This is a genomic window from Pseudomonas sp. UBA6276 (genome assembly GCF_002438365.1).
GTDB classification, from domain to species: Bacteria; Pseudomonadota; Gammaproteobacteria; order Pseudomonadales; family Pseudomonadaceae; genus Aquipseudomonas; species Aquipseudomonas coleopterorum.
Map to the genome: position 1 here is coordinate 1 of NZ_DJUS01000043.1, position 22185 is coordinate 22185.

General features: G+C 65.1%; 21 protein-coding genes and 1 riboswitch. Of the genes, 13 read left to right on the forward strand and 8 right to left on the reverse strand.

Annotation, left to right across the window (positions count from 1 at the left end; translation table 11 throughout):
• Window positions 1–179: 179 nt before the first annotated feature.
• The 9 genes from B2V21_RS04755 to B2V21_RS04795 all read left to right on the forward strand — a co-directional run bounded on the left by B2V21_RS04755 (window position 180) and on the right by B2V21_RS04795 (window position 12857).
• On the forward strand, window positions 180–1841 hold the full coding sequence (locus B2V21_RS04755; RefSeq protein WP_134722377.1) for an MFS transporter: 1662 nt from the start codon (window positions 180–182) through the stop codon (window positions 1839–1841).
• Complete coding sequence (locus B2V21_RS04760; RefSeq protein WP_122742267.1) at window positions 1838–3010, forward strand: HlyD family secretion protein; 1173 nt, start codon at window positions 1838–1840, stop codon at window positions 3008–3010. The genes B2V21_RS04755 and B2V21_RS04760 overlap by 4 nt, the downstream gene beginning before the upstream one ends.
• Window positions 3011–3228: 218 nt before the next feature.
• Entirely contained in the window at window positions 3229–4257 is a 1029-nt protein-coding gene (locus tag B2V21_RS04765) for an ABC transporter substrate-binding protein (RefSeq protein WP_286916167.1), read from the forward strand.
• Window positions 4254–5294, forward strand: a complete 1041-nt coding sequence (locus B2V21_RS04770; protein WP_286916168.1) for a FecCD family ABC transporter permease — start codon at window positions 4254–4256, stop codon at window positions 5292–5294. The genes B2V21_RS04765 and B2V21_RS04770 overlap by 4 nt, the downstream gene beginning before the upstream one ends.
• Window positions 5291–6046, forward strand: coding sequence for an ABC transporter ATP-binding protein (locus tag B2V21_RS04775; protein ID WP_090358267.1), 756 nt, complete (start codon window positions 5291–5293; stop codon window positions 6044–6046). Before B2V21_RS04770 ends, B2V21_RS04775 begins: the two co-directional genes overlap by 4 nt.
• A gap of 31 nt (window positions 6047–6077) precedes the next feature.
• A riboswitch (cobalamin riboswitch) is annotated at window positions 6078–6273 on the forward strand.
• A gap of 89 nt (window positions 6274–6362) precedes the next feature.
• Window positions 6363–7427 (forward strand): cobalamin biosynthesis protein CobW, encoded by a 1065-nt coding sequence (gene cobW, locus B2V21_RS04780; protein ID WP_286916169.1) that lies wholly within the window; start codon window positions 6363–6365, stop codon window positions 7425–7427.
• A gap of 3 nt (window positions 7428–7430) precedes the next feature.
• Window positions 7431–11183, forward strand: coding sequence for a cobaltochelatase subunit CobN (cobN, locus tag B2V21_RS04785; protein WP_286916170.1), 3753 nt, complete (start codon window positions 7431–7433; stop codon window positions 11181–11183).
• A gap of 13 nt (window positions 11184–11196) precedes the next feature.
• On the forward strand, window positions 11197–12201 hold the full coding sequence (locus B2V21_RS04790; protein ID WP_286916171.1) for an ATP-binding protein: 1005 nt from the start codon (window positions 11197–11199) through the stop codon (window positions 12199–12201).
• 2 nt (window positions 12202–12203) lie between these two features.
• A complete protein-coding gene (locus tag B2V21_RS04795; RefSeq protein ID WP_286916180.1) occupies window positions 12204–12857 on the forward strand; it encodes a vWA domain-containing protein in 654 nt (217 codons plus the stop codon).
• 2 nt (window positions 12858–12859) lie between these two features.
• On the opposite strand, the gene B2V21_RS04800 is transcribed toward B2V21_RS04795, so the two are convergent.
• Entirely contained in the window at window positions 12860–13552 is a 693-nt protein-coding gene (locus B2V21_RS04800) for a DUF421 domain-containing protein (RefSeq protein ID WP_192068470.1), read from the reverse strand.
• A 212-nt stretch (window positions 13553–13764) separates the two neighbouring features.
• Between B2V21_RS04800 and B2V21_RS04805 the strand changes: the two genes are divergently transcribed.
• Window positions 13765–14694 (forward strand): sigma 54-interacting transcriptional regulator, encoded by a 930-nt coding sequence (locus tag B2V21_RS04805; protein WP_240050075.1) that lies wholly within the window; start codon window positions 13765–13767, stop codon window positions 14692–14694.
• 7 nt (window positions 14695–14701) lie between these two features.
• Here the strand turns inward: B2V21_RS04805 and B2V21_RS04810 are convergent, their stop codons facing one another.
• Complete coding sequence (locus B2V21_RS04810; protein ID WP_286916172.1) at window positions 14702–15229, reverse strand: AAA family ATPase; 528 nt, start codon at window positions 15227–15229, stop codon at window positions 14702–14704.
• On the reverse strand, window positions 15226–15789 hold the full coding sequence (gene pnuC, locus B2V21_RS04815; RefSeq protein WP_122742257.1) for a nicotinamide riboside transporter PnuC: 564 nt from the start codon (window positions 15787–15789) through the stop codon (window positions 15226–15228). Before pnuC ends, B2V21_RS04810 begins: the two co-directional genes overlap by 4 nt.
• A 242-nt stretch (window positions 15790–16031) precedes the next feature.
• Between pnuC and B2V21_RS04820 the strand changes: the two genes are divergently transcribed.
• On the forward strand, window positions 16032–16862 hold the full coding sequence (locus B2V21_RS04820) for an undecaprenyl-diphosphate phosphatase (RefSeq protein ID WP_056843411.1): 831 nt from the start codon (window positions 16032–16034) through the stop codon (window positions 16860–16862).
• The gene (locus B2V21_RS04825; protein WP_376787060.1) at window positions 16849–17292 is read left to right on the forward strand and encodes a DUF1294 domain-containing protein; all 444 of its coding nucleotides are present in this window, start codon (window positions 16849–16851) and stop codon (window positions 17290–17292) included. Before B2V21_RS04820 ends, B2V21_RS04825 begins: the two co-directional genes overlap by 14 nt.
• 83 nt (window positions 17293–17375) lie before the next feature.
• Here B2V21_RS04825 and B2V21_RS04830 read toward each other — a convergent pair whose 3' ends face one another.
• The 3 genes from B2V21_RS04830 to B2V21_RS04840 form a co-directional block, all read right to left on the reverse strand.
• On the reverse strand, window positions 17376–17885 hold the full coding sequence (locus B2V21_RS04830) for a DUF4142 domain-containing protein (RefSeq protein WP_056842692.1): 510 nt from the start codon (window positions 17883–17885) through the stop codon (window positions 17376–17378).
• A gap of 128 nt (window positions 17886–18013) precedes the next feature.
• Window positions 18014–18235: a PLD nuclease N-terminal domain-containing protein gene (locus tag B2V21_RS04835; protein WP_049859611.1), complete on the reverse strand. Its 222-nt coding sequence runs from the start codon at window positions 18233–18235 to the stop codon at window positions 18014–18016.
• A 91-nt stretch (window positions 18236–18326) separates the two neighbouring features.
• Window positions 18327–19028: an OBAP family protein gene (locus tag B2V21_RS04840; protein ID WP_286916182.1), complete on the reverse strand. Its 702-nt coding sequence runs from the start codon at window positions 19026–19028 to the stop codon at window positions 18327–18329.
• 285 nt (window positions 19029–19313) lie between these two features.
• Here B2V21_RS04840 and B2V21_RS04845 point away from each other — a divergent pair, with 285 nt between their 5' ends.
• Window positions 19314–20351 carry an alpha/beta hydrolase family protein gene (locus B2V21_RS04845; protein ID WP_286916173.1) on the forward strand — a complete coding sequence of 346 codons (1038 nt, stop codon included), beginning with the start codon at window positions 19314–19316 and terminating at the stop codon, window positions 20349–20351.
• Here the strand turns inward: B2V21_RS04845 and B2V21_RS04850 are convergent.
• Window positions 20345–21532: an MFS transporter gene (locus B2V21_RS04850; protein WP_286916174.1), complete on the reverse strand. Its 1188-nt coding sequence runs from the start codon at window positions 21530–21532 to the stop codon at window positions 20345–20347. The genes B2V21_RS04845 and B2V21_RS04850 overlap by 7 nt on opposite strands.
• A gap of 189 nt (window positions 21533–21721) precedes the next feature.
• The gene (locus tag B2V21_RS04855; RefSeq protein WP_286916175.1) at window positions 21722–22153 is read right to left on the reverse strand and encodes a DUF1810 domain-containing protein; all 432 of its coding nucleotides are present in this window, start codon (window positions 22151–22153) and stop codon (window positions 21722–21724) included.
• Between the last annotated feature and the right edge of the window lie 32 nt (window positions 22154–22185).

Here is a 22185-nt window from a genome sequence, read left to right on the forward strand (position 1 = left end):
GAAAAGCCTTGATACTCGGTGATGCTGCGTTGAAAACAGCCTCGGAATGCTCATTTACAACCCGTAAACTCCGCTTCCTCGGCTGTTTTCGCCTTGCCTGACCTTCGTCTCAAGACTTTTCACACAGACCCTAGCGCACCCTTTCCAACGTTCCGTTCGCCACCTGCCAAGGCCACCGCATGTCCCGCTACACGAGCCGCGACTGGCTGCCCCACGAAAAGCCGAACCTGCCGGGCTCGCCCTCGACGCCCTTGCATTCGACTCCCAAGCGCCTTGCGTTCGGCATCGTGGGCTTGCTGGTGGCCCTGACCGGTGGCCTGGGCAACTCACTGGTGGTGGCGAACCTGCAATTTCTGCAGGGCGCGCTCGGCGCCACGGCCGCAGAGATGGCCTGGCTGCCGGCCGCCTACGTGATGACCAACGTGTCGATGAACCTGCTGCTGGTCAAGTTTCGCCAGCAATTCGGGCTGCGCACCTTCACCGAACTGTTTCTGGTGCTCTATGCCCTGGTGACCTTCGGCCACCTGTTCGTCAACGATCTCGCGTCGGCCATCGCCGTGCGGGCCGCACACGGCATGGTCGGCGCGGCGCTGAGTTCGCTGGGACTGTACTACATGATCCAGGCCTTTCCCGCCAAGTGGCGGCTCAAGGCCCTGGTGCTGGGCCTGGGTACCTCGCAACTGGCGCTGCCACTGGCTCGGGTATTCTCCGAAGACTTGCTGCAGATCGCCGAGTGGCGCGGCCTGTATCTGTTCGAGCTGGGCATGGCGCTGCTGACCCTGGGCTGCGTGTTCCTGCTCAAGCTGCCGCCGGGCGACCGCTTCAAGACCTTCGAACCGCTGGATTTCCTGATTTTCGCCATCCTGGCGACCGGTATCGCCTTGCTCTGCGCCGTGCTGTCGCTGGGGCGGATCGACTGGTGGCTGGAGGCGGACTGGATCGGCTGGGCGTCGGCAGGGGCGATCGTACTGATCCTCGGTGGGCTGGCCGTGGAGCACAATCGCAGCAACCCGATGCTGATGACCCGCTGGCTGGGCAGCGGCGTCGCCATCCGCCTGGCCCTGGCGGTGATTCTCACGCGCATGGTGCTGTCGGAGCAGTCCACCGGCGCGGTAGGGCTATTGCAGGTGCTGAACATGGGCCAGGAGCAGATGCGTACCCTTTATGTGGTGATGCTCTGTGGCGCAGTGGCCGGGCTGGCCGTGAGCGCCTGGACGATCAACCCGGAGCATCTGTTCATGCCGCTGATCATCGCCCTGGCCCTGATGGCCGTGGGCTCGGCGATGGACAGTTTCTCCAGCAACCTGACGCGTCCGGCCAACATGTACCTGAGCCAGTTCCTGCTGGGTTTTGGCGGCACGTTTTTCCTGGGACCGACCATGGTGCTGGGCATGCGCCACGTGCTGACCAATCCGCGCAACCTGGTGAGCTTCTCGGTTCTCTTCGGTATCTGCAACAACCTCGGCGGATTGATCGGCGCGGCGTTGCTGGGTACGTTCCAGATCGTGCGCGAGAAATACCACTCAAGCATGATCGTCGAGCACCTGACGTTGCTGGATCCGCTGGTCCAAGCGCGCATCAGCGGCTCCGCCGCAAGCTACATGGCGAGCATCGCCGACCCCGCGTTGCGCACGACTCTAGGCACCCGCGCCCTGGCCACCGCCGCCACCCGCGAGGCGAACGTCATGGCCTATAACGATGTCTTCATGCTGATCTGCATCATTGCCGTACTGACCATGCTGTGGATCTTCGTACGCAGCCTGTGGCTGATGAGCACTACCCGGGCGGTCACCACCGCCGCGACACCTACTGTATCCACCAGCGGCGCCAGCACTTCATGACCGAACCGACGTCCACGACCACCAACGCCATCGCCGCCACGCCCGAAGGCCAGACTCCGCCGCCCAATCCGGCAGCCACCGAACCGCGCTCGCGACGGGTGCGGGTACTGTCCAGCCTGATCTTCGCCAGCGTGGCGCTGGTGGGTGTGGCGATCGTGCTGTATGCCTGGCAGCTGCCACCGTTCAGCAGCCACATCGAAAGCACCGAGAACGCGCTGGTGCGGGGCCAGGTGACGATCATCGGGCCGCAACTGGCGGGCTATGTGTACGAAGTGCCCGTGCAGGACTTCCAGTTCGTCAAAGCCGGCGACCTGTTGGTGCGTCTGGACGACCGCATCTATAGGCAACGCTTGAACCAGGCGCTGGCCCAGGTGCAGGTGCAGAAAACCGCACTGGCCAACAACCTGCAACAGCGCCGCAGTGCCGAAGCCACTATCGCCCAGCGCCAGGCGGCGGTCGTCGACAGTGAAGCCCAGGCTCGCAAGGGCGCCGCGGACCTGCGCCGCAACCAGGACCTGATCAGCGATGGTTCGGTGTCGCGCCGCGAGCTGGATGTGACCCGAGCCGCCAATGCCCAGGCGCTGGCGTCAGTGGCGCAGGCCAAGGCCGCGCTGGCGATTGCGCGCGAAGACCTGCAGACGGTGATCGTCAACCGCGACTCGCTGGAAGCCAACGTGACCAACGCCGAGGCCGCCGTGGAACTGGCCCGCATCGATCTGGACAACACCCGCATCGTAGCGCCGCGCGACGGCCAGTTGGGACAGATCGGCGTGCGTCTGGGCGCCTACGTCAACTCCGGGGCGCAATTGATGGCGCTGGTCCCCGACACGCTGTGGGTAGTGGCCAACATGAAGGAAACCCAGATGGCCAACGTGCGCATCGGCCAGCCGGTGACCTTCACCGTGGACGCGCTCAATCACCTGCGACTGCGCGGGCACGTGCAGCGCATATCGCCGGCGACAGGTTCGGAATTCAGCCTGTTGCAGGCCGACAACGCCACCGGCAACTTCGTCAAGATCGCCCAGCGGATTCCGGTGCGCATCACCGTGGATCCGGACCAGGCCGCAGCGCAACGGCTGCGGCCCGGCATGTCGGTCGTGGTCAGCATCGACACCGGTTATGTGGTCGAGCAGGACCGCACGGATCCGCCGAGCGACGGCGCGCCCTAGGGCGGCCAAGGCGGTTGCACCCCCTGGTCGGGGCTAAACCATTTGATCTTTGCCGACGGGTCGCCTACCGTCAGCGCCGTTTGTCTTCGCCCAGTGCAGGAAGCCGGTTCGAATCCGGCGCGGTCGCGCCACTGTGATCGGCATGTTACATGTCGTCAGCCAGACCTTGCCCCTGGGATTTTCCTGAACCTGTTGGACGCGCCATCCAAGGAGTTGCCATGCGTTTTTCTGCCGTCTTTGCCCACGCCAGCGTCGCTGTCGTCGGTCTGTTCGCCGCCGGTGCCAGCCTCGCCGCCACCCACTATCCCCTGACCCTGCCCAACTGTGGAGCGCCGGTGACTATCCAGGCGGCGCCACAGCGCGCGGTCAGCCTGGGTCAGGCGAGCACGGAGATTCTGTTGTCACTGGGCTTGGCACCGCGCATGGTCGGCACCGGGGTCTGGTTCGGGCCGCTGCCCGAGCACCTGCGCGCCGACAATGCCAAGGTGCCGCGCCTGGCCGACAATGCGCCCAGCTTCGAAGCCGTGGCCAATACCGCGCCCGACATCGTGGTCGCGCAGTACACCTACCATGTCGGCCCCAACGGTGAAGTCGCCAAGCCCGAGCAGCTGGCCAGTCTCGGCATCCCGTCGTACGTATCGCCCAGCGACTGCGACGGCAAGCAGGTTACCGCTACGTCCAATGCCGACGGCAGTCGCAGTCAGATGTTCTCGATGGACCTGGTGAACAAGGAAATTCGCGAGCTGGCAACCATTTTCGACGTCGAGCCTGCCGGTGAGCATTTGACCGCCCAGTTGCAGGCGCGCATCCAGGCCGCCACCGAGCGCGCCGCGCGCACCGGGCAGAAACCCTTGTCAGTGGTGTACTGGTTCTCCAGCACGCGCCTGGAAGGGGACCCGTGGGTAGCCGGCAAGAACGGCGCGCCGGGCTACATCAATCGTCTGCTGGGTTTGCGCAACATCGTCGACAGCGACGAGGAGTGGCCTGGCGTGAGCTGGGAAAGCATCGCCGCCAGCAATCCCGACGTGATCGTCGTCGCCCGCATGCAACGTCGACTGTATCCGGCCGACGATGTCGAGAAGAAGCTGGCCTTCCTGCGCAGCGACCCGGTGACCCGTGAGCTGGATGCGGTACGCAACGACCGCATCATCGTCGTCGATGCCCAGTCGCTGAATCCGTCCATGGATGTGGTGCGCGCGGTGGAAGACATCGCGGCGGGCCTCGAGCGTACACGGGCCGCCCCTTGATCCAGCGCCTGGCCCGTGAAGATGGCTGGATCTGGCGCTGCCTGCTGGCTGTGCTGGCCCTGGCCACGCTGAGCGTATCGATCGCCCTGGCGGTATCGGTAGGGGAGATGGGTATCGACCTGGGCACGGTCGGCAAGGCACTGCTCAACGGCCTCGGTCTGGGCGACCATGCGGTGCCGCGTATCGTCCAGGGAATCATCTGGGAGTACCGCCTGAGCCGCGCCCTGGTGGCCGCCTGTTGTGGTGCCGGTCTGGCGATCTGTGGCGCAGTGCTGCAGGCGCTGTTGCGCAACGTGCTGGCCGAACCCTATGTGCTGGGCATCTCTGCCGGCGCATCGACCGGCGCAGTGATGATCATGCTGCTGGGCCTGGGCGGCGGCGTGATCGGTATTTCCCTGGGCGCTTTTCTCGGCGCCGCACTGGCGTTCGGCTTGGTGCTGCTGCTGGCTGCGGGCGCCCGCAGCGGTCCGGCCCAGGTGATTCTCGCCGGGGTGGCCGGATCGCAGCTGTTCAATGCACTGACCGCGTATATCGTTTCGACCTCGGCCAATGCCGAACAGGCCCGCAGCGTGATGTTCTGGTTGCTCGGCAGCCTGGGCGGGGTGCGCTGGCCCGATGTTGGCCTGGCTGCGGCGGTAGTGGGTGCAGGTTTGCTGGTGTGCTTGTACTTTGCCCGAGCGCTGGATGCCTTCGTGTTCGGTGAAGACGCCGCCGCCACCCTGGGCGTGCCCGTGGTGGCGGTGCGGCTGGTGTTGTTTGCAACCACCGCGCTGATCACCGCTACCCTGGTCAGCATCGTCGGTGCGGTGGGCTTCGTCGGTCTGGTAGTACCGCACATTGCCCGCTTTCTGGTGGGTCCGAGCCATGTTCGGCTGTTGCTCGCCTCGGTGCTGATCGGCGCCAATTTCATGGTGCTGGCCGACATCGTCGCGCGCATCATCGTGCCAGGCCAGGTATTGCCCATCGGCGTGGTCACGGCCTTGGTCGGCGCCCCGGCGTTTGCCTTGATCCTGTACCGGGCGAGGCGTCGAGCATGAGCCTGCAACTGCACCACGTCAGCTGGAAGGCCGGTGGGCTGCTGATTCTCGACGACGTCAGCCTGGCCATCACCCCTGGCAGCCTGGTCGGGCTGATCGGCCCGAACGGCTCGGGCAAGTCGTCGCTGCTGCGCCTGCTGGCCGGGCTGGACCGCCCCAGCCAGGGCCAGGTCAGCCTCGACGATCAGCCCCTGGCCGACCTGGCGCGGCGCACCATCGCCCGGCAAGTGGCGATGGTGGAGCAGCATGCCAGCACCGAGGTGGACATTCGCGTGGAGGAGGTCGTGCGCCTGGGTCGTACGCCCCATCGCTCGCCGTTCGCACCGTGGCTGCGCGAAGACGATCGGGCCATTGCCCAGGCACTGGCTCAGGTCAACCTGGGCGGCCACGCGCAGCGGCGCTGGCACACCTTGTCCGGTGGCGAACGGCAGCGGGTGCAGATCGCCCGCGCCCTGGCCCAGCAGCCCAGCGAACTGCTGCTCGACGAGCCAACCAACCACCTCGATATCCAGCATCAACTCGAACTGTTGCACCTGATCCAGGACCTACCGCTGACCTGCGTGATGGCGATCCACGACCTGAACCTGGCAGCCATGTTCTGTGACGTGCTGGTGGTCCTCAAGGACGGGCGCCTGGTGGCCAGCGGCGCACCGGCCCAGGTCCTGACCGAGGGCCTGATCGCCGAGGTCTACGGCGTGCACGCCGAAGTCAGTCTGGCCGACGGTCGACCGCACGTGCGCTATCGGGTCTGAGCCGCGTCACTGACACATCCCGTGCCCTGTGTTAGCCTTGCGCGTTCGAGGTTCTCTGCCCGGCAGAGCTAAGACGGGAACGCGGTCCAAGCCGCGGCTGCCCCCGCAACTGTAAGTGATGAAGGCTGCGCCAAGGCCACTGCGACCATTCGCGGGAAGGCGCTGCAGCCTCGGCCCGCAGGGCCGGCATCACGAGCCAGGAGACCTGCCTCGCCGTTCTTTCCTATTCAACCGGGCGGGGTGATCCGGTGACGAATGCCGGCGCCTGCCGTAACGGCGCTCGTCTCGTGCCCTGCCGTGCAATCAGGGCGACCCGATGAAAACGCTGTCCAAACTACCTGTCACCATCGTCACCGGCTTCCTCGGCTCGGGCAAAACCACCTTGCTGCGGCACATGCTCGACAACGCCCAGGGCCGGCGCATTGCCGTGATCGTCAACGAATTCGGCGAGCTGGGCATCGACGGCGAGATCCTCAAGCAGTGCACCATCGGCTGCAGCGAAGAGGAAGCGAACGGCCGCGTCTACGAGCTGGCCAACGGCTGCCTGTGTTGCACGGTTCAGGAAGAATTCTTCCCGGTCATGCGCGAGCTGGTCGCTCGCCGCGCCGACCTTGACCACATTCTCATCGAAACCAGCGGGCTGGCCTTGCCCAAGCCGCTGGTCCAGGCCTTCCAGTGGCCGGAAATCCGCAGCGCCTGCACGGTCGATGCGGTGATCACCGTGGTCGACAGCCCGGCAGTGGCGGCCGGTACCTTTGCTGCATTCCCCGACCAGGTCGACGCCCAGCGCAAGCTCGATCCCAACCTGGACCACGAGTCGCCGCTGCACGAGCTGTTCTCCGACCAATTGGCCAGCGCCGACCTGGTAATCCTCAACAAGGCCGACCTGATCGATGCCCAGACCCTGGCCGCCGTGCGCGCCGAGGTGGCCGAAGAACTGCCGGCCGCGGTCAAGGTGGTCGAAGCCAGCAGCGGTCGCTTGCCTCTGGCGGTGCTGCTGGGCCTGGGCGCCGAGTCGGAGCAGCACATCGACGCACGCAAGACCCATCATGACCATCACGAAGGTGACGATCACGACGATCATGACCACGACGCCTTCGACTCGATCTCCATCGAGCTGCCCCAGGCCGAGGAGGCCAAGCTGCTACAGGCGCTCAACGCCGCCGTGGTTCAACACGGCATCCTGCGGGTCAAGGGCTTTGCGGCGATTCCGGGCAAACCGATGCGCCTGCTGATCCAGGGCGTGGGTACGCGTTTCGACAAGCACTTCGATCGCGCCTGGGCCACTGACGAAGCACGCAGCACGCGCCTGGTATTGATCGGCCAGGACCTCGACGCGCAGCCGCTGCAAGCGCAACTGCGCGCGGCTCTGGAAGCCTGACCCATGCACCTGCTGAGAACCCAGCCGGGCGGCTTCGTGCCGGACGACAGCATCGCCGACCTCGGCCAGACGCCTGCCGAACTGGTGATTCTCTGCAGCGGTGATTCGCACCTGGCGCTGCTCGCCGAGGCCAGCGAGCATCTGCCGACGGACTACCCCAGCCTGCGCCTGGCCAACCCCATGCAGGTGCAGAACCATGCCTCGGTCGACCTCTACGTCGACCAGGTGCTGCGCCACGCCAAGGTCATCCTGATTTCCCTGCACGGCGGCATCGGCTACTGGCGCTACGGCGTCGAGCAGTTGATGCAACTGGCCGAGCAGGGCGTGCAGGTGATCCTGGTACCGGGTTGCGATCGCCCCGATCCCGAACTGGCCGAGCGCTGTACGGTGCCTGCCGAGCAGGCCGACCGCCTGTGGCAGTACCTGCGCCAGGGCGGCATGGAGAACGCGCGCAACCTGTTCGGCTACCTCGGTAATACCTGGTTCGGACGCGCCGAACCCTGCGAGGCGCCTCAGGCCCTGCCACGCACGGTCATCTACCATCCGGCGCAACCAACCGCCGATCTGGCTCACTGGCAGGCGCAGTGGCAAGCGCACTGGCCTGTAGTGCCGTTGCTGTTCTATCGCTCCCACCTGCAGGCGGCCAACACCGGTTTCGTCGACACCTTCTGTGCCAGGCTGCAGGCGGCCGGGCTCAACCCGTTGCCGATCGCCGTGGCCAGCCTCAAGGAAGCGGCGTGCCTTGAGCAGGTCCAGGCGTGGATGGACGAAGTGGATGCCGCGATCATCCTCAACACCACCGGCTTCGCCCAGTCCAGCCCCGAAACCCCGCACCTGCGCCCGTTTCGCCGTGACATTCCGGTGATCCAGGCCATCTGCGCCCAGGACAACCAGGCGCTGTGGCAGGCCAACGCCCAAGGCCTGGGTGCGCGCGACCTGGCCATGCACATCGCCTTGCCGGAGCTGGACGGGCGCATCATCAGTCGCGCCATCAGCTTCAAGGACCTGGCCTGGCACAACGAGCGCAGCCAGAGCGACGTGGTGTGCTACCGCGCCAATGTCGAGCGCATGGATTTCGTCGCCGAACTGGCGCGCAAGTGGGCCGCCCTGGCGCGCCTGCCCAATGCCGACAAGCGCGTCGCCCTGGTGCTGGCGAACTACCCGACCCGCGATGGGCGCATCGGTAACGGCGTCGGCCTGGATACCCCGGCGGCGGCGCTGAACATCCTGCGCGCAATGCAGCAGCAGGGTTACCCGGTCGCCGATCTGCCCGACAGCGGCACGGCCTTGATCCACGCCTTGCTCGGTGGCGTGACCAACGACCTGGAACAGCTGGACCTGCGCCCCTGTGCCCAGAGCATGGCGCTGGACGATTACCTGGCCGCGTTCGCCTTGCTGCCCGAAGCCAATCAGGCCGCCGTCCGCGAACGCTGGGGCGAGCCGGCAGCCGATCCGATGTTCCGCAATGGCCGGATGATGATCGCCGGTCTGCGCATGGGCCTGACCTTCGTCGGCATCCAACCGGCCCGTGGCTACCAGGTGGACGTCAGCGCGGTCTATCACGACCCCGACCTGGTGCCGCCCCATGGCTACCTGGCGTTCTATTTCTGGCTGCGCCACACCTACGGCGCCGATGCGCTGATCCATGTCGGCAAGCACGGCAACCTGGAGTGGTTGCCGGGCAAGGGTGTGGGCCTCTCCGAACAGTGCTGGCCCGACGCGATACTGGGGCCGATGCCCAACATCTATCCGTTCATCGTCAACGATCCGGGCGAGGGCGCCCAGGCCAAGCGCCGCACCCAGGCGGTGATCATCGACCACCTGATGCCACCGCTGACCCGCGCCGAAACCTACGGACCGCTGCGCGACCTGGAACTGCTGGCCGACGAATACTACGACGCGCAGATGCTCGATCCGCGCCGCGCCCAGGCGTTGGAGAAGGACATTCTGGCGTTGGTGCGCGAGACCCGCATAGACCACGAGCTGCAGATGGCCGAAGGGGCCGAGCCGGCGGATTGGCTGCCGCGCCTGGACACCTTCCTGTGCGATCTGAAGGAGTCGCAGATTCGCGACGGTCTGCACGTGTTCGGCGAGTCGCCCCAGGGCCGTCTGCGCGCCGATACCCTGCTGGCATTGCTGCGCATCCCACGCGGCAACGGCCAGGGCGCTCAGGCCAGCCTGCTGCGCGCCTTGGCCAAGGCCTTCGCGCTGGGCTTCGACCCGCTCGACTGCGATCTCGGCGCCCCTTGGAGCGGGCCGCGGCCCGCAGCCTTGGCCGAGCTGACCGCCGAACCGTGGCGCAGCGCCGGCGACAGCCGCGAACGGCTCGAGCTGTACGCCGCACTGTTGATCGAACGCGCGCTGGACGGCCCGCTCGAGCTGGGTGATGGCTTCGATGACGTGCAGCTCATTCTCGGTCACCTGCGCGACACCGTGGCGCCGCGCCTGGATGCCTGCGGGCCGGCCGAGATGCACGGGCTGCTCGCCGCCCTGGCAGGCCGCTTCGTGCCAGCCGGGCCGAGCGGGGCGCCCAGCCGTGGCCGTCTCGACGTGTTGCCCACGGGGCGCAACTTCTTTTCCGTGGACGTGCGCAACCTGCCGACCACCACCGCCTGGCGGATCGGCTTCGCCTCGGCCAACCTGATCCTGGAGCGGCACCTGCAGGACCATGGCGACCACCTGCGTCAGCTGGGCCTGTCGGTGTGGGGCACGGCAACCATGCGCACCGGTGGCGACGACATCGCTCAGGCCATGGCCCTGATGGGCGTGCGGCCGGTGTGGGCCACCGGCAGTCAGCGCGTGGACGATTTCGAGATTCTGCCGCTCAGCCTGCTCGACCGCCCGCGGGTGGACGTGACCCTGCGGGTGTCCGGCTTCTTCCGCGATGCCTTCGCCAATCTGCTGCGCCTGTTCGATGCAGCGGTGCAGGCAGTGGCTGCGCTGGACGAGCCCGACGACCTCAACCCCCTGGCGGCCAAGGTTCGCAGCGAACAGGCTCAGTTGCTGGCCGAGGGTGTCTCGGCCGAGCAGGCCGCCCGCGAGGCGGGCTGGCGCATCTTCGGCGCCAAGCCGGGCGCCTACGGCGCTGGTGTGCAGGGTGCCATCGACGGCCGCCTGTGGCAGACCCGCGAGGACCTCGCCGAGGCTTACCTGAACTGGGGTGCCTATGCCTATGGCGCGGATGACGAAGGCACCGCCGCACGCGCGCCGTTCGCGCGGCGCCTGGGTCAGGTCCAGGCGGTGCTGCAGAACCAGGACAACCGCGAGCATGACCTGCTCGATTCCAACGACTACTACCAGTTCCAGGGCGGCATGCTCGCCGCCGTGGAAACCCTGAGCGGACAGACGACGGCCAGCTACCACGGCGACCACAGCCAACCCGACGTGCCACGCGTGCGCACCCTGAAGGAAGAGCTGAATCGGGTGGTGCGCGCCCGTGCGGCCAATCCCAAGTGGATCGAAGGGGTCAAGCGACATGGCTACAAAGGCGCCTTCGAACTCGCTGCGACGGTCGACAACCTGTTTGCCTTCGATGCCACCACCCACCTGATCGACGACCATCAGTACGCCTTGCTCACCGACGCCTACCTGCTCGACCCGGACACCCGTGGCTTCCTGCAGCAGCACAACCCTTCGGCCCTGCGCGACATGGCCGAACGCCTGCTCGAGGCTCAGCAACGTGGCCTGTGGGCCGAGCCCGGTGACTACCGCCAGGCCGTGGAAGACCTGCTGCTGGATACCGAAGAAGATGCCTGAAGAGAACCCTGCAATGACCGACACCGTGCACTTTCCGCTGGCCGCCGTGGTGGCCGCCGATTCGCTGAAGCTGGCGCTGTGCCTGGCCGCCATCGACCCGCGCATCGGCGGGGTGCTGATCGAAGGGCCGCGGGGCATGGCCAAGAGCACGCTGGCGCGCGGCTTGGCCGACCTGCTTGCCGATGGTCAGTTGGTGACATTGCCCCTGGGTGCCAGTGAAGACCGCCTGGTGGGTACGCTGGATCTGGAAGCCGCTTTGGGTGAAGGCCGTGCACGCTTTTCGCCCGGTGTGCTGGCAAAGGCCGACGGCGGCGTGCTGTACGTCGATGAGGTCAACCTGCTCGCCGACCATCTGGTCGACCTGCTGCTGGACGTTGCCGCCAGTGGCGTCAACCGCATCGAACGTGACGGTATTTCCCATGCTCATCCCGCGCGATTCGTGCTCATCGGCACCATGAACCCGGAGGAAGGGGAGTTGCGCCCGCAGTTGCTCGACCGATTCGGTTTGAACATCGCCCTGGACGGCCAGCCGGCGCCCGCCGAACGTGGCCAGATCATCCGCCGTCGCCTGGCCTTCGACAGCGACCCTCAAGGCTTCTGTGAGCAATGGGCCCCAGCCCAGTCAGCGCTGCGGCTGCGCTGCCAGCAGGCGCGGGAACGCCTCGAATCGATCCCGCTGTGCGATCAGGCGCTGGAAGCCATCACCACCCGTTGTTTCGCCGAGGGCGTGGATGGCTTGCGTGCCGACCTGGTCTGGCTGCGCGCAGCAAGAGCCCACGCCGCCTGGCGGGGGGCGGAGCAGATTCTCGACGAGGACGTCGAAGCAGTGGCCGAGTTCGCCCTGCGCCATCGCCGCCAGGCCCCGCGCCAGCCGGAGTCGCAGCCAGCGCCGCCGCCGCCCGCTGCGAGCGCCGCGCAACCTTCCGATCCGGGCCAGGGCCAGTGGGGCAACATGCCTGCCCAGGCCGTTCCGGTAGGTGAACGCCGCAGCGTACCGAGCTGGCCAAAAAAGCCCTGAGCATCCGTCCGCGCCCGGCGGATGCTCGGCCTGGCAAGGGCCACCTCGAACAAGGGCGACAGGGTGCGGCGCGCGCGGCATCGGCCGGTACGGTGGACTGGCCGGCCACGCTGCTGCAAGGCCGACCGCGCCAGCGCGATGACCTGCGCTGGCAGCAACGTCGCAGCGCGGCGCAGCAACTGTGGCTGGTGGTGGTCGACGCCTCTGCCTCGACCCGCCGGCACGGCGCTTTGGCCGAGGCCAAGGGTGTCCTGGCGCAGGTCTTCGACGATGCCTACCGGCAGCGCGCACGACTGGCGTTGTTGACCGCCAGTGGCAGCGGACCGATCTGGCAATGCCACGGCCTGAAAGCCTCGGCAGCCCTGCAACCCTGGCTCGCCGAGCTGGGCGCCGGTGGCGGCACGCCGCTGCTGGCGGCGCTGGATCAGGCCCGTGACTGGCTGGAGCAACGCGGGCGACGCTATCCCGAGGAAGCCCAGCGCTGCCTGGTGTTCACCGACGGGCGCCTCAAGTCGCTGGACGGCGTGGCGCCACTGGCTTGCCCGGCGTTGCTGGTGGACATGGAGCGGGGGCCGATCCGGTTGGGTCGGGCCCGCACCCTGGCATCGGCGTTGAACGCCGAGTACCGGCATCTGGAAGATCTGCCACGGGCCTAGCCTCAGCTGGCCCGGGGGTTGCTCAGGGCCTTGCTCCATACAGGATTGTCACAGCGAGGGCAGGGCAGTGCCTGCTGATCGCGCAGGGTTTCCAGGTGACCGCAGTATTCGCAGGCATACAGGTCTTCACGGTCGACCTTGGTCAGCGACACACGATGCTCGGGCGGCAGGATCGACAGCCCCGGCTTGACGTCTTCGCGCTCGTGGAAGTACAGGCTGACATCGCCATTGACCTCCAGAATGCCCAGGCGCACCTGCCCCAGGTGCTCGACGCCGCGCAGGCGCAGTTCCATCAGGAACTCGGCGTGGGTGATGTTGCCGCTCTGCAGCGCCTTGAGTTCGAACACGCCGTCGCGAATGATCAAAAACGGTTTGCCTTCCAGCCATTCGCCGAAGCGACCGCTGCGTTCGGTCAGAAAGGTGGTCAGGCGATAGAAGATGATCATCGCCACGAACACCACCAGTACTGGCAGGATGGGCACGTCTTCATAGAAGGTCACGTCGCCTGCCGCCGAGCCCAGCGTCAGGATCACCACCAGCTCGAACAGCGAAAGCTGGCGCACCCCCCGTCGCCCGGCGATCTTGAGGAACAGGAAGACCACCACATAGGCCATCAGCGTGCGGGCGACCACCTCGCCGAGAAAGCCCATGTTGACTTCACCCAGCAGCACACGATGCCAATCGAACGCCTGCATTTCCAATCCCTTGCCTGACCAAAAGCGGCGATTGTACACCGGCGCCGCTGGCTGTCCGCGAGACGTACGGCTGACGCCCCTATCTGGCGTCAAGGGTCCGTGCTGAAGCCTTGGCGGGGGTTAAACGTCAATTTTCCGTTACCATTTTGACGTAAGTTGCAACCCGCTGTTTTTGATGTATTTTCCCGAGCACGTCCATGCAAGGAAAGGCCATGCCTGTGAATTCGAATGCCTACCCCTGCGAGCCTTGCGGACTGTTGGGCGATAGTCAGCCCATGCGCGACCTGTACAAGCTCATCAGCAAATTCGCCGCCACCGACTCCCCGGTTCTGATCCACGGCGAGGCGGGCACCGGCAAGCAGCTGATTGCGCGTGCGCTGCACCAGCAGTCCCCGCGTAGGCAGCAGCCATTCATCGTGTTCGACTGCCAGGCTCGCACCCATCGTCCGGGCCAGACGCCGTTGTTCGCGCCCGGCTGCGGGCAGAGCAATGTGCATCCGCTGTCCGGCAGCGTGCTGCAGGCTGCCGATCGCGGAACCTTGCTGCTGCAACAGGTGCAGGACTTGCCGCTGGACGTTCAGGAGCAACTGCTGCGCTTTCTCCAGCGCAAGGCTGCAGGTGAAGTGGACGTTCGGGTGCTGGCCACCAGCGACACCGATCTGACGCTGGCCATGAGCCGGGGACAGCTGCGCGAAGACCTCTACTATCGACTCAACGTGCTGGAGATCGTCGCGGTGCCCTTGCGCGAACGCTATGGCGACCTGGCCATGCTGGCCAACCATTTCGCGCAACGCTACAGCCGCGAGAACGGCCGACGTCATCGTCCCTTCAGTCAAGAGGCGCTTATTGCCATGGGTGAGCACGACTGGCCGGGCAACGTCCGCGAGCTGGCGAACCGGATTCGCCAGGCGCAGGCGCTGGCCCCCGGCAATCAGATCGAAGCCATCGACCTGGGGCTGGGTATCGAAACCCTGGTCACCGCGCCGATGGGCACGCTGAACGACTACAAGCACCGGGCCGAGCGTCAGGCGCTGGGCGATGTGCTGCTGCGCCACGGCGGCAACCTGAGCACGGCGGCCAGGGTGCTCGGCGTTTCACGCCCGACGCTCTACCGCCTGCTGCACAAACATCACATGCGCTGATTGCACGCTAGGGTTGATCCAGAACATGTCGAATGCTCGCCAGCACCTGCGCTTCGCGCGCCTGCCAGTCACCGCTGATGACGGTGCAGGGCAGCGCGTGGGCCTGCAGCCACGCCTGGCTTTGCCGAAAAAAGGTTTGCCGTTGAGCCAGGTCAGGCTGGCAGCGCTGGCCGTCCGCGGACCATTCGACGCCTTCGGGCGAGAGCAACAGGTGGGCATCGTAGTGGCGCTCCAGCAGCGCTGGCTCAAGCCACGCCGGGCAGTCGTCGAAGAGGGTGCGGCTCCACAGCAGGTTGCTCAGCAGGTGCGTGTCGAGCAGCAACAGTGCGGGCTGGCTGCGGCGAGCGGCATCCTCCCAGGCCAGCTGACCACGGGCGATGGTGTCGATGTCGGCATAGCAGGTGTCGCGCTGCTCTCGGTCGATGAAATGCCGCACGTATTCGCCCACGACCACGGCGCCCAAACGCACGCGCATGCGTTCGGCCAGCCAGCTCTTGCCCGACGACTCCGGCCCGCACAGCACAACCACTTTCATCGCGACACCGCTTCGCTGTTGCGCCACTGGTGCCAGCCGTGAACGGCCAGCATCAGGAACAGGCCATACAGTGCAGCCGTCAGGTACAGGCCCTGATGGACGAACAGACCGACGAAAATGGCATCCAGCACGATCCACAGCGGCCAGCATTGCACGCGCTTGTTGGCCATCCACCACTGCGCCACCAGGCTGAAGCCGGTGAGCAACGCGTCCAGCCACGGCTGGCTGGCATCGCTCCAGGTAGCCATCGCCGCGCCCAGGGCCAGGCCCGCCACCAAGCCGATGGCCAGCCCACCCAGCAGAGGTCTGGGCGCCAAGCGGGTCACCGCTGGGCCCACGGCGGTCCCATCGCCACGGGTCCACTGCCACCAGCCGTACACCTGGACGCCGGCGTACACCACCTGCAACAGCATGTTGGAGTACAGCTTGTAGTCGTAGAACACGTACGAATAGATCAGCACCATGACCAGGCCGATCGGCCAGCACAGCCAATTCTGCTTCACGGTCAACCACACCGCGATCACGCCCAGCGTGGCGGCGAACAATTCCAAAGGCGACATGGACAATCTCAGGCAGGTGCATGCGATGCATGCAAAGTCGGGATTGTAACCTGCGCCGCCGATACTGCGCGCGTCTTGCGCGATACACCCGCTGCAAAGATGAAACTTCAACTCAACCAACACTCACCGACGCTCGCGTGCGGATTTGCACAAGCTGCTCTGTTAGCATCGCGGGGCCCGACGGCAATGAGTTCTATTAAACAGACAGGACCACGCCAGGCGCGGGTCCAATTGGGGGAATGATGGATTTTTGGACCGCCATGCAGGCGCTGATTCTAGGCATCGTGGAAGGCTTGACCGAGTTCCTGCCCATTTCCAGCACCGGCCACCAGATCATCGTGGCCGACCTGATCGGTTTCGGCGGCGAACGGGCCATGGCCTTCAATATCATCATCCAGCTGGGTGCGATATTGGCGGTGGTATGGGAATTCCGTCGCAAGATCCTCGAAGTGATCACTGGCTTGCCGACTCAACGCAACGCCCAGCGCTTTACCCTGAACCTGTTCATCGGCTTTCTGCCGGCGGTCGTGCTGGGGGTGATTTTCGCCGACAAGATCCACGAATACCTATTCAACCCCATCACCGTGGCGGTCGCTCTGGTACTGGGTGGTTTCATCATGCTCTGGGCCGAGAAGCGCGAACATGCCGTGCGTGTGCACCACGTCGACGACATGCGCTGGAGCGATGCCCTCAAGGTCGGTTTCGCACAGTGTCTGGCGATGATTCCAGGGACCTCGCGCTCGGGCTCGACCATCATCGGCGGTCTGCTGTTCGGTCTGTCGCGCAAGACCGCCACCGAGTTCTCGTTCTTCCTGGCCATGCCGACCATGGTCGGTGCCGCGGTGTACTCGGGCTACAAGTTTCATCACCTGTTTCAGCCGGCCGACTTCCCGGTGTTCGCGCTGGGCTTCGTGGTGTCGTTCATCTTCGCCATGATCGCGGTGCGCGGCCTGCTCAAGTTCATCGCCACCCACAGCTACGCCGTGTTCGCCTGGTACCGCATTGCCTTCGGCCTGATCATCCTGGCGACCTGGCAGTTCGGCTGGATCGATTGGTCCAGTGCGCAAGGCTGATGCGGCGCCCGATCGGGCGTCTGCGCGACCGCGCAGTGGGCAGCAACGCCCGGTACAGTTCCTGGCGTTGAAAGTCACGGTGTTCTTCGTACTGTGCTTGCTGCCTTTTCTCGGCGTGTTGCGTTTGGCGATGGCCGGGCACCCGTCGGGGCTGGCGGTCTATGCACTGATGAGCCTGCTGACGGTGGGCTTGTACTGGCACGACAAGCGCCAGGCCCAGGGGCAGGGCCAGCGCACCCCGGAAAAACTGTTGCACGGCGCCGAACTGCTGGGCGGCTGGCCAGGCGCACTCATCGCCCAGCAACTGTTCCGGCACAAGACGCGCAAGGTTTCCTATCAACTGGTGTTCTGGCTGATCGTTGCGCTGCACCAGGCGTTCTGGTTCGATCAGGTCATCTTTGCCGGGCAGCACCTGGGCCTTACGTTCTGACCCTGGCCTCAAGCCTTTCCCCATGAAAAATGCCCCCGCACAGTGTGCGGGGGCATCGGGTGTTGCGCGCTTTGGCTGAGCACTTAGTGCGCAGCGGAACCACCGTGGGCAGCGGCCAGCTTCTTGGCCTCTACCAGGTGGGCTTTCAGCTTGGGCAGAGTCTCGGTGGCGAATGCTTTGAGCTCTGCGTCTTCACCGTTCTTGATTTCGTCTTCGAAAATCTCGATGGTCGCTTCATGCGCCTTGACCTGGTTGTTGGCATAGGCCTGGTCGAACGACTTGGCCGAGCGCAGTTCCAGAATCATCGCCTTGGCCTTGTCCAGCAACTCAGCATCGTCCGAGACATCGATGTTCTTCTTGTCAGCCAGTGCCTTGAGCTTCTGGTTGGCGGCAGTGTGATCCTTGACCATCATGTCGGCGAAGGTTTTCACGTCCGCAGCGGTGCCTTTTTCCAGCGCCAGCTTGCCTGCTTCGACTTCGGCAACGCCTTTGGCGGAGGCGTCCTCGACGAAATCATCGGAGGCGGCGAAGGCGCCATGGCTGGCGAGCGAGACGGAAAGGGCGAGGGCAGCGGCGTAGAATTTGGATTTCATGGTCAATTCCTTGTGTAGGGTATGAAGCGGACTGAGCGTTGCAGGCCGTGAAAGTGTGACTGCCGCCGGAACGCAGCAGTTTCATCGGATGTGCATCCATCGCTGGATTGCACGTGGCGCGTGGCCATTCAGCCCTTGCTGTGCTCGTCGGACGTCGGGGCAATGGCGACGCCCCGTGGTCCGGCGAAGCCCCAGATGGCGAGCCCGACCAGCGGAAAGATGAAAATCAGTACGGTCCAGCCAATCTTCGTGCCGGAACTCTTGGTGCTTTTCCAGACGCTGGCCAGCGCCCACAGATCGAGCAGTAACACGATGACCGCTGCGGCGGTCCAGAAAATCGACGTTTCCATGTGTAGGCTCATTGATCAAGGTAGGTCCTACAGGGGAGGGTCACCGTGCTCGGCAAGTTCAACCGGATCGGTCGGTGGTGCCGTTTTCGCCTCAATGGGCGTGTCGACTGCCGGTCGGGTCCTGGATCTGGATGATCTGGCCTTTGCTCCATGCGTCTGCACCGGGGTCGATCTGGGGTGTTGGAATGTCGGCACGCTGCCGTTTCTTCTCCGCGCTGTCGATGCCGAAACGCTTGTCCCGCTCGCGTACCAACGCCGGGTCGACCTGTCCATCGCCTGTGAAGCCCATCATCAGTTGCGGCACGCCCAACGGCAGCTGCTTGTCCAGATCGGTGTGCCAGGTGTGCCAGGTCTTGCCGTAGGTGTTCACCAGCTTGTCCATCAGGGCATGCTCGGCAGGCGCGGGGATGCCGGGCGCGATCAGCTGGCCAGACTTCACTTCGTGAACGTGGCTGTGCCATAACGCTTTTTCGGCCTTGGGCAGTTGAGCAAAAAGCCGGGCACTGATGATGTATTCAACGCCCATCAGCTTGGCGTCCTTGACGTTGCCGTCATAAATGACGCACTGGATGACTTCCTCGTTGAGGATCGCGCAGTAGTGATGGGCTTCCATCTGCGCGCCGGGGTGTCCGTTGTAGAAATGAAAGCCGTCCAGATAGGCGTTCAACTCGTTGATCGGCGGACGTGACTGCAGCGCATTGGCGCCCGCGTCGAGGGTTTTGGTCAGGGCCGTGGTCGGGGCGCCGGGCGCGTCCACCTTGGATGCGCTGTTGTTGCCGGCGCATCCGGCCATGGCCAGGGCGGCCAGGCACAGCACTGGAGTGCGCGCGGTGCGGCGTGGCGAGAAGAGCGAGCGGGTGCTCATGCTGGAGTCCTTTTCAGTGAGAAAAGTGCGGCCCTGGATCGAACGATCTGGCCACACAGGGCACTTCATAGAGTGACCGGCACCGTCAGGGTTCAGCTCGGCGAGGGTCGCGCGCCCGTCTGTACAATATTTCACGGAACCGGGGTGTGACTTGGCCCATCCTATGCTGTGTCAGAACCTACCCCCGAGGTTTTGCCAAGGAAGAGCGCCGCGATGGTCCGTCGTTGTGCAGTAATCGTTTCTCTGCTGCTGTTGAGCCTGCTTTCGGTGCAGGCTCAAGCGAATCCTCACGCCCGCTGGAAGGTGGGCTATCACCTGCTGACCTTCAACGACCCACTCGACGATCAGCCGATGCACGCCTATGCCTTCTATCCGACCCAGGACCGCACACATCCGGCGCGTCTGGGCGGCTACAGCATCGACGCGCAGCAGGACGCAGCAGTCGCCATCGGTCGGTTCCCGCTGTTGATGCTGTCCCACGGCAATACCGGCACGCCGCTGGCGCTGCACGACCTGATCACCGCGCTGACCCGCAAGGGCTTCGTCGTGGTAGCGGTCGTACACCCGGGCGACAATGCCCAGGATCACAGCCGGTTGGGCAAACTCAGCAATCTCTACGGACGGCCGCTACAGATCTCCCAAGCCATTACTGCAGCGCTGGGTGATTCGATGCTGTCGCCTTTCGTGAACACCCATGCGGTCGGTGTGATCGGTTATTCGGCCGGGGGCGAAACGGCCTTGATTCTGTCCGGTGCACGACCTGACCTGCAGCGCCTGCGCAAATACTGCGAAGAGCGACCCTACGACGCCGATGCCTGCCAGACCCGCGGGGAACTGGAAGCCGATCGTGATGACCTGACGCCCGAAGCCGACCCAAGGGTGCGTGCACTGCTGCTGATGGCGCCGTTAAGCCTGATGTTCGGCCGCCAGACCCTGGCCGAAGTCCATCTGCCTACGCTGATCTACAGCGGCGACAATGACCAGCTTGTGGCCATCGACAAGAATGCCGAAGCGCTGGCGCGCAAGCTGCCGGGCAACACCGACTACCGCCTGCTGCCCGGCGCCGGTCACTTCGTGTTCATGGCCCCGTGCACGGACGAACAGCGCAGCGCCTCGCCGGCGCTGTGCACCGATGCCGACGGCGTGGACCGCGAAGGTATCCACCGCGACCTTATTCACGAGGCGGGCAAGTTCTTCACTCACACCCTGGGTCGGCCTTCACGCGCCGGCCTGCAGACCGCCGATCACTGATCCTGTCGCGACAGCCACGCGGTGAGCCCCAGGGCGATCAGGGAGAGGCCGGCCGCCAAAGCGAAGATCGAGCCATAGCCAAATCCGGCAGCCACCGCGCCCATCACCGGCCCGGCGATCGCCAAGGCCAAATCGAAGAAGACAGCGAACGCACTCAGGCCTGCGCCCCGGCTGGTGCCGGGCACCTTGTGGATGGCCAGCACGCCCAAGGCTGGATAGACCAGCGACAACCCCAACCCGGCCAGTGCCGCGCCCGCCAGGGTAAACACCGTCGAGGGCGCTAGCCACAGCATGGCCAGCCCGACCACTTCGGTGGCGATACAGGCCATTGCCACGGTGGAGCCACCCAAATGGTTGATGCTATTGATGAACACCAGGCGAGCCGCGATGAAACTGATGCCAAAGGCGGTCAGGCACCAGGCCGCGCCTTCCCAGCCGCGCTCCACGTAATACAGGGTAATGAACGTGGTGAGGGTGCCATAGCCGATCGAAGCCAGCATCAGGCTCATGCCATGGGGCGCAACCCGGCCGAAGGCGGACCAGAACGGCATGCGCTCACCCCGCACCACGGGTGACGCCGGTGTGTCGCGGATCATCCACAAGCCCAGAGCGCTCAGCGCCATGAGCGCAACGCCCAGGCTCCAGAACCCGGCGAAGGCCACCATCAATACGCCCAGCGGGGCGCCGATGGCGATGGCGCCGTAGGAGGCGATGCCGTTCCATGAAATCACCTTGGCCATGTGTTCGGCGCCGACGCGGTTGATTCCCCAACTGCTGGTACCCACCCCGATGGCGCCCTGCGCCAGGCCGAGGACCACACGCCCGGCGATCAGCACGCCCAGGCTCCACTGCGGCACGCTGTGCAGAAACACCGAGACGAACGTCAGCGCTCCGCTGATGCCGATACCGATCAGCCCATAGACGATGGTGCGCTTGGTGCCCAGCGCGTCGGCCATGCGTCCGGCGCTGGGCCGGCTGAGCAGAGTCGCCAGGTACTGCGCGCCGATCACCACGCCTGCGGCCACCGCGCTGAAGCCCAACTGGTCGTGCACGTAGCCGGGCAGCACCGCGATGGGCAGTCCGATGGAGATGAAGGCAATGAACGTGTAGAACACGATGGAGATTATTTGCAGGGTGATCGAGGACGAAGAGGGCGTTGCAGGTTGGGCAGACTCGGTCATGGGCTCGTTCGCAGGCGTGCGGTTGAGGTCCCCTTGCACAGGGAACGTTGGTTAAAGCAAAGCAGGCTATCGATTATTTGCAACTTCTAGACACAACGCGCACCCCCGTAGCAGCGGCGCAAGCCGCGTCCGGCCTCACTGCGTTACATCATGCACACCGCGCGGCCCGTGACGCGGCTCGCGCCGCTGCTACAGGGGCTGTTCCAGCAACGCGATGGTTCTCGCATCGCTCTCGCCGTCGAGAAACCGCTCCAACACTTGCTGGAAGCACACCTGCTCTGGCGCCACGCTGGCAAACAAGGTCATGCACGAGCGCAACTTCATGTCATCGGGGGTGCCGAACATCGCCTTGGCGCTCTGACCGGAATGCTCCAGCACCGTGCGCGTGCATTCGAGCAAGCGCGCACCCAATAATGGATTGTTCAGATAAGCCGTTGCCTCGGCCGCGCCGCTGATCGCATAGAAGCGCGCCGTCTCGCTATGACCGAGGCCAGCCAATTGGGGAAAGATGAACCACATCCAATGGCTGCGTTTGCGACCACTGCGCAGTTCTTCGAGGACATCGGGGTACACGGCGCGCTGGGCGTCGATGAAGCGGTTCAGATCGAAGGTATCGTTCATGGCCAGTAGATCCCGCAGGGATTGTGTGCAGT